Source organism: Ruminococcus sp. CAG:57, assembly GCF_000435935.1.
In the GTDB taxonomy this organism is placed as follows: Bacteria; Bacillota; Clostridia; order Oscillospirales; family Ruminococcaceae; genus Hominimerdicola; species Hominimerdicola aceti.
This window is the reverse complement of sequence record NZ_FR890704.1, coordinates 32989-40133: the sequence shown is the minus strand read 5'-3', so window position 1 is coordinate 40133 and position 7145 is coordinate 32989. Positions and strand designations below refer to the sequence as shown.

Below are 7145 nucleotides of genomic sequence, written 5' to 3'. Positions count from 1 at the left end.
GCCACGGTGCGTCCAGCAGAAATGCGTCCCCGATATTATCGGGATCTGCCTGAGAAACGGAGAATAGCAGCGGGATCATCACCGCCATGACCGCCAGACTCAGCAGGCTGCGCACCGGCTTATTGCTGCGAAGAAGCTGATACATAAACAGCCCGATTTCAAGGACGATCTCCACAAGCATGATAAACGGCAGCATGGTCTGCCAAAATTCGGAAAGGGAAGAAAATGCACTCATTTTCTGTCACCTTCTTTCGCTTCAAATACAAGGTGCTGGTATTCCTCGTCATCCTCTTTTTCACAGCGGATACTGTCTCCGTTTACCAAAGCGGAAAGGTCGGCTTTGCAGCACACATTCAGTGACAAGCGCAAGCCGTTTGCCTTTATGAGGCTTACCTGTATGCCTGTTAAATTCAAAATGTCGGCTTCAATAACCGATTCATAAAAATCAAATACAGCAGTCGCCGTTTTGCCGGAGAGCATGGAAAGAGATTCGTCCACATAGAGCGAGCTGCGGACGCCCAACAGCTTCAGCGTTTGGAGGGACTCATTGAAGGCACGGTGGAGTTCCGTTTCCGCTATTTTAATATCTCGGTCGGTAAGGAGCGTCAGATGCTTGCGGCGTTTAATATAGCTGCACAGCACGGCAATCTCGGCAAGGAGCGTTTTGGCACTGTCGGGATCGGTGCTTGAGATTCGGCGGTATTCCTTAGTGAGCTCTGCAATGCGGTCGATCTGCGTCTGCGTAGCGGAACGCAGGAGATCATACAGGCGGTTTTGCTCCTCCACCTTGCGGCGCTTGGCTTCACGCTTGTATTCATAACGGAGTATTTCGTTCCTGTCGGCAAGCTCGTCTGCAAGAAGCTCAGAGTCCTCCTTGATGTCACGCAAAGCCGACACATCCTCTGTCCATACGGCATAGCCGCCATCAATGGGCATGGTGTGAACGGTCAAGCCGCCCATCGTGACCGGGCTTTGCTCGGCTTTTTTCATCGTTTCCTTTGAAATAGGCGCAGTGTTTACAGCTGCATACCGAACGGTAAAGTCCTTGTCGGTGATCTCTGCCGATGTGCCGACAGAGGAGGCAAACAAGTCCACATAACGGCTGTTTGAATGTATATATCCGCAGGCGATGCAAAGCTCAAAGGTCAGAATATACATCACACTTTGGAATGCGGCAATATCGCCGAACAAGTGGAGCAGCCAATCCGCACCTGCATAGTAAAGCACGCTGTAAACGATCGTCAGCAGCATAGGAACAATGGGCAGAAAGTGGAGTCTTCCTTTTTGCACACGGCATTTGAAAAACATAATTACGAGTGCGGCAAAGGCACACAGCACCTGCCAGCCTACAATAATGAAGTAGCCTATCGAGTAGCCGTTGTTTTTGTCTGTCCACACGGCGGCGTCCTTCGGAAAGGTAAATACGAATTGGTGCAGGTCATTTGTGAGCACGAGCAGAAGCAATGTGCCGGAGATGATCCACAGAATCGACATTCCCTTGGGGAATTTGTATTCGTCCGGCTTTCCCAATGACATGGCGATCAGCAGCGCCAGCATAGGCACAAACAGCATGGGCAGATAGAACAGATACCACAGGTAACGGACGGCATCCGGCTGCCAGAATATAAAATACTTTGCCGAACGGACTACCATCCATATGATGAGCAGTACTGCGGTGACCGTCATAAACCTGCACACCTGCTTTTGCACGATCCGCTGACGGACGGAGAGCCCCCAGGCGGCGAACAGACCGATATAGATAAAGCTGCGCAGATAGGAAAACAGCATCGGGTAAAAGCTGCCCCTGCCCACAATTCGGAAGCAATATGCCAGTATCACGGCAAGTACAGCGATGCCGCTTGTTATGATAGTATTCTTTTTCTGTTCGGTCATAAACAGACCCCATTTCGCCTTCATTCGTTTTTGTTTACATTTGGGTAGCAAAAAAGCCCGATATATTCGGGCTTTTCGCAGGAGACATCTTTTTTGTCTCCACATTATGGCGTTCCCGAGGTGATTCGAACACCCGACCTACCGCTTAGGAGGCGGTCGCTCTATCCAGCTGAGCTACGGAAACACATTACAATCGTTATTATATCACAGTTTTGCAATTTTGTCAAATGTTTATTTGACAAAAAAAGTTGGCTCGCCATAGCAACAAGTATCGACGCACTTGCAGTCGGAATAACGTTCGCTTTCCTGAATATCTTTCTTGAGGGAGTTGGCATACTCAAATAGCATAAAAACAAGGGCGGAAGTTTTCAAACTATCCGCCCTCTGGTTATGTCTGTTAGTCCCGCCGACTATGATGTTTACGCTTTTGCGTGTACATCTCACGATCTGACGCTTTCATAAGATCGTCGATCTCTTTCAACGTTTTCGGCTTTCCCGCCTTGTAGCCACAGCTTATCGACACATCATATGGCGACTTGCTTCTGCGATTGTACTCTGCAATGCTGCGGGATACCTTTTCGTAAAAGCTGTCCGCACCGTCTGTTTCAGCGATAACAGCTACAAATTCATCACCGCCGAAGCGTGAGCATATCCCACCTTCTGCAGTGCATTTTGTCATCAGCGACGCCACTGCCTTTATCGCCTTGTCACCCTCGTTGTGACCATAGAGGTCATTTATCTTTTTAAGGTTGTCCATGTCAATAGAGAATACCCATACGCCTACGCCCTGTTTCTCAGCCTTTGAAATAAGCTTTTTTACGTTCTTGTAAAAGCCCCTGCGGTTATATATCCCCGTCATGGGGTCAAGCATATGTATCCTTGCAAGCTCCGCATTTGCCCTTTCAAGCCGCTGGCGGTTTTTAAAGCTCTCCATTATCTGATTGGTGTTGTTTATAAAACGTCTTGTGTTCTGGAAAAGAAAATATATAGGACTAAATGAATTTGCCGCATAGCCTATGACCTCGTCCTGAAAATGAAGCGGCGAGAACATTAAGCAGTTATGGCGTCCAAGGACTTGCTCCATATCAGGCAAAAGATCCTTGGTGTCAAAAACTTCACCGGTCTTGTATTTGTTGTCAAAAGTCTGCATGAAAACTCTCATCTGCTTTGTAAAGCTGTTATTAAAGCGTTCTCTCTGCCTCGTGTTTGACAGAAAATCAGAGTTTGTGCATACCCAGCTATAATAATCTCCCGAACGTGCCATTACCTTTGCCATTTCTTCTACGGTGTGACATTCCACTGATTTTGCAAGATAAGAGAACATATGCTGTTCGTGACCATCAGAATTGTTCATTCTGTGGTAAAGCTCAAGGATCTTGTCGCCTACTTCTCTCGGGTCTATTTTCTTACAACCGCATGACTGGGATATCCTCATGGTGTAGCTGACCTCTATTTTTTCAGGAAGAGGCACTCCGTTCATCATATGGTCTATGGCGTTTATTATCTTTTCGCCAAGCACATCATTGTCTACAGCCGCCGTTGTAAGACGAGGGCTGTTATACTGTTCAAGTTCGATGCCGTCAAAGCCCGTTACAATAACGTCTTCAGGCACTTTTATGCCGCGTTCTCTCAGTATGCTGCAAGCTGCTATCGCCATAGCGTCGTTTGCACATATTATCGCCTGCGGAAATTCCAAACTGCTTTCTAAAAATTTCTCCAATACTCCTTTTGTTGGCATATCCCAGAAGTCACCATAGCCAAGACGCTCAGGCTCAAATTCTATGCCGTTTTCCGCAAGCACCTTTTTGTATGCTTCTATACGCTCTTCTGAGAAAGCATTGCCCTTTACGCCAGCAATGAAATTAACTCTTCTGCAGCCGTGAAATTCGATCACATGGCGAACTATCTTTTCAAAAACGTCAGAGTAATTGAATGTCACACTGCAGCAATTATCCATTGTACTGTCAACGCATATGACAGGAACACCGTGTTCATGGGCACGCTTGCTTATCTCGTTGGAAATGCTGTCTCTTTTTATTGCCTCGGGCATTATTATAAGTACGTCAAGAATGTCATAATTTATAAGATCAAAAATGCTTGCTTCACCATGGTTGTAGGAAATGTTGTGATAAAGGTCGCAAAAGGTGTTAAAAAGAAGCACCTTGTAGCCCTCTTTTACACCCTTTCGGCTTATGGAAGATACTATATCTCTCACATAGTCAGATTGTACGCATGAAGTGCAGATACCTATTATTTTATATTTCGCTGTATCGCTTGTAAACATGGCTTGCTCCTTCGTCAGGGTCCCGATGACCCACCACTATCTATATAAAATAATTGTTTTTTGCTTTGATATGTGACTGCTATTAGAAAATATTCACATACCGTTAATTTTACCATATCCACACTCTGATGTCAATAGAAAACTCACAAAATTCACAAAAATCTTCTTTTTGAAAGCAATTATGCTGTTACAAAAAATGACAGACCGACTTTCAGCTTTTTTCGCTGGAAGTCGGTCTTTTTTTATTCAGCTACCCACTGTTTTAAAGCCGCAGAAAGTCGTCTGTCGATATCCTTTCTTGTCTGCTCGCACTCCTTAGGATAGTCCTTTGCAGCCTTGAAAATAAATTTCATTACGAATTTAAGTCCCACAGGAAGTGCTTTTCTGAGCATTGTCTCAGGAAGCACAAAGTGCGTTCCATGCTCGTAAGTCAGGGCTTCGTAATCGCACTCGTGAGGGCGTTCTTTCAAGCGCTTATCCATGCGGCGGACGTATTTTCCTGCCTCCCAGAAGCTGTCGTCGTCAGCACCCACCATTATAAGCTTGCCCTTGATGTTCTCAACCTTTATCATTTCTTCCTCTGTATGTTCTCTTGCCTTTTCAGAGTCGATAAAAAGGTGCGTGCTTCGTGTTATATCTCCCGAGCCTTTGGTTTCTTCTTCTATTTTGTGATAGTATTCAGGGTGGGCATAAACGAACGGCATATAGGCAAGCGGCTTGCCCTGCCATGAAAGTGTAGAAGCGTCAGGGATAGGCCATTCCTTGCAGCCGTCTTTTTCGCCCTGCTCAAAGCCCTGCCATACAAAGTCGCTTGGCGTAAGACCGAAAGTGAGTGTTATGTCAGGAAAATAAGAAGCTGCCACAAGGGAATCCATTCCTGCCGTACTCATTCCCATTATGCCTATCTTCTTGTTTCCATGGCTTTTGAGCCACTTTATAGAGGTCTCTATCCTTTCAAGCGGGAAGTTCACATGGCCGTAGTTCTTCACGTCAGGTGACATACACATAACGTTCACGCCATTTTTGTGAAGCCATTTTGCTCCGCACTTTGCCATAAAGTCATTAGGATCGTCGCCGAACAGACCTATCATTGCGCAGTTTGCACCCTTTGGGTTTTCATAATATGTACCATAAAAACCGTCTTTCTCATTGCTAAAAAATTGTTTCTTCATAATACCGACCTTTCTAAGCTGGTTTTCTTTACAAAGTTAGGCTAAGCTAACTATATCTCAAAAAAACAGGGTAGATAACTTCGCCCTAAGCTATATTATATCACATTTTTGCTTATTTGTCAGGTGTATTAACGAAAAAAGTCAGATGTATTGTAAATTTTTGATTTTCTTAGTGTTGCTTGTATATTAATAAAATGGCGGAGAACGCATTCTTTTTGCAGTTCTCCGCTATTTTTATGCCTTATTTTTTGCCGCATCTGCTGTGACAGTGTGAGCAACAGCCACAGCATTTACCTTTTTTCTTTTGCTTTGATATACTTATTGCCGCCGTCACTACCCATAAAAGCAGAAGTATCACCACTATCCAGTCGGCTGTATTCATAATAACGCTCCTATCTGATATACCGCACAGCCGCAAAGCCATGCCACCATGCACTGCATTATCACAACGCCTACTGTCTGTATCCTTGAATCAAGCTCTCTCTTTATGGTCGCCACCGCCGCAACACATGGGGTGTAAAGCAGGGTGAATACGAGAAAGCTCAGTGCGGAAAGGGTGGAGAATGCTCCCGAAAGAGCAGTGCCAAGGTTTGCAGTGCTTGTGTTCATCAGTACCGCCATTGTGCTTACTACCGCCTCTTTTGCAGTGAAGCCCGAAATAAGCGAGGTGGTCACTCTCCAATCTGCAAAGCCCAAAGGCTTGAATATTGGCGATATAGCCTGACCGATAAGAGCGAGCAGGCTGTCAGAGGAGTCTTTTACAACGTTGAGCTTTGCGTCAAAGGTCTCCAAAAACCATATTATGATAGTCGCAAAGAATATAACTGTGAAAGCTCTTTGTATAAAGTCCTTTGCCTTGTCCCAAAGAAGAAGTCCTACGCTTTTTGCCGAAGGAAGACGATAGTTTGGAAGCTCCATTACAAACGGCACAGGCTTGCCACGGAAAGCTGTATTTTTCAGTATCAGTGCAACTATTATCCCAAGCACTATGCCTGTTATGTATAAGCCTATCATCACAAGCGCCTGATATTTTTTGAAAAACGCTGCACAGAAAACTGCGTAAATAGGTATCTTTGCCGAACAGCTCATGTAAGGGGTAAGAAGTATGGTCATTTTTCTGTCACGGTCTGATACAAGCGTTCTCGTCGCCATTATGGCAGGCACTGAACAGCCGAAGCCTATGAGCATAGGCACAAAGCTTCGTCCCGAAAGACCGATCTTTCTAAGAAGCTTGTCCATTACGAATGCCACTCGTGCCATGTAGCCCGTGTCCTCCAGTATGGAAAGGAAAAAGAACAGCGTCACTATTATAGGCAGAAAGCTTAGAACGCTTCCAACGCCTGCAAAAACTCCGTCTATTATCAGGCTGTGCACAACAGGGTTTATGCCGTAGGCTGTAAGCCCTTTGTCTGCTAGGTCGGTGAGCTTGTCTATACCAAGGGAAAGCCAATCGGATAATGTCGAGCCGATAACATTGAATGTGAGGAAAAATACAAGAAACATTATGCCGAAAAATACAGGCAGTGCAGTATATTTTCCCGTTAAAATGCGGTCTATTTTTACGCTCCGCTTGTGTTCTCGGCTCTCGTGGCATTTCACAACGCTTATGGCAACGACTTTCTCGATAAAGTCGTATCGCATATCTGCAAGCGCCGCATTTCTGTCAAGCTTTGATTCGTCCTCCATTTCCACTATGCAGTGTTCGAGAAGCTCCAGCTCGTTTTGATTAAGCTCAAGCTGATCCTCGATATTCTTATCACCCTCAATAAGCTTTGAAGCACAAAATCTCGGCGGTA

6 protein-coding genes, 1 tRNA gene and 1 pseudogene are annotated in these 7145 nt (G+C 45.4%); 1 reads left to right on the top strand and 7 read right to left on the bottom strand.

The annotated features are described in order from the left end of the window. The 3 genes and pseudogenes from QVO88_RS03370 to QVO88_RS03360 form a co-directional block, all read right to left on the bottom strand. Nucleotides 1-235: pseudogene (locus tag QVO88_RS03370) on the bottom strand (ATP-binding protein); the annotation flags it as partial. Then, the gene (locus QVO88_RS03365) at nt 232-1893 is read right to left on the bottom strand and encodes a hypothetical protein (RefSeq protein ID WP_265290919.1); all 1662 of its coding nucleotides are present in this window, start codon (nt 1891-1893) and stop codon (nt 232-234) included. The gene QVO88_RS03365 and the pseudogene QVO88_RS03370, both read right to left, overlap by 4 nt. Nucleotides 1894-2000: 107 nt before the next feature. Beyond that, a tRNA-Arg gene (locus QVO88_RS03360) sits at nt 2001-2077 on the bottom strand. A gap of 2 nt (nt 2078-2079) precedes the next feature. Here QVO88_RS03360 and QVO88_RS12275 point away from each other — a divergent pair. After that, nucleotides 2080-2238, top strand: coding sequence for a manganese efflux pump (locus tag QVO88_RS12275; RefSeq protein ID WP_081856019.1), 159 nt, complete (start codon nt 2080-2082; stop codon nt 2236-2238). A gap of 52 nt (nt 2239-2290) precedes the next feature. Here QVO88_RS12275 and QVO88_RS03355 read toward each other — a convergent pair whose 3' ends face one another. The 4 genes from QVO88_RS03355 to feoB all read right to left on the bottom strand — a co-directional run. Then, the gene (locus tag QVO88_RS03355) at nt 2291-4177 is read right to left on the bottom strand and encodes a diguanylate cyclase (RefSeq protein WP_022287117.1); all 1887 of its coding nucleotides are present in this window, start codon (nt 4175-4177) and stop codon (nt 2291-2293) included. 242 nt (nt 4178-4419) lie between these two features. Continuing rightward, complete coding sequence (locus QVO88_RS03350; protein WP_022287116.1) at nt 4420-5349, bottom strand: acyl-CoA thioester hydrolase/BAAT C-terminal domain-containing protein; 930 nt, start codon at nt 5347-5349, stop codon at nt 4420-4422. 241 nt (nt 5350-5590) lie between these two features. Next, the gene (locus QVO88_RS03345; RefSeq protein ID WP_022287115.1) at nt 5591-5731 is read right to left on the bottom strand and encodes a FeoB-associated Cys-rich membrane protein; all 141 of its coding nucleotides are present in this window, start codon (nt 5729-5731) and stop codon (nt 5591-5593) included. After that, nucleotides 5728-7145, bottom strand: a 1418-nt coding sequence (feoB, locus tag QVO88_RS03340; RefSeq protein ID WP_288177745.1) for a ferrous iron transport protein B, incomplete at its 5' end; no start/stop codon positions are given. The genes feoB and QVO88_RS03345, both read right to left, overlap by 4 nt.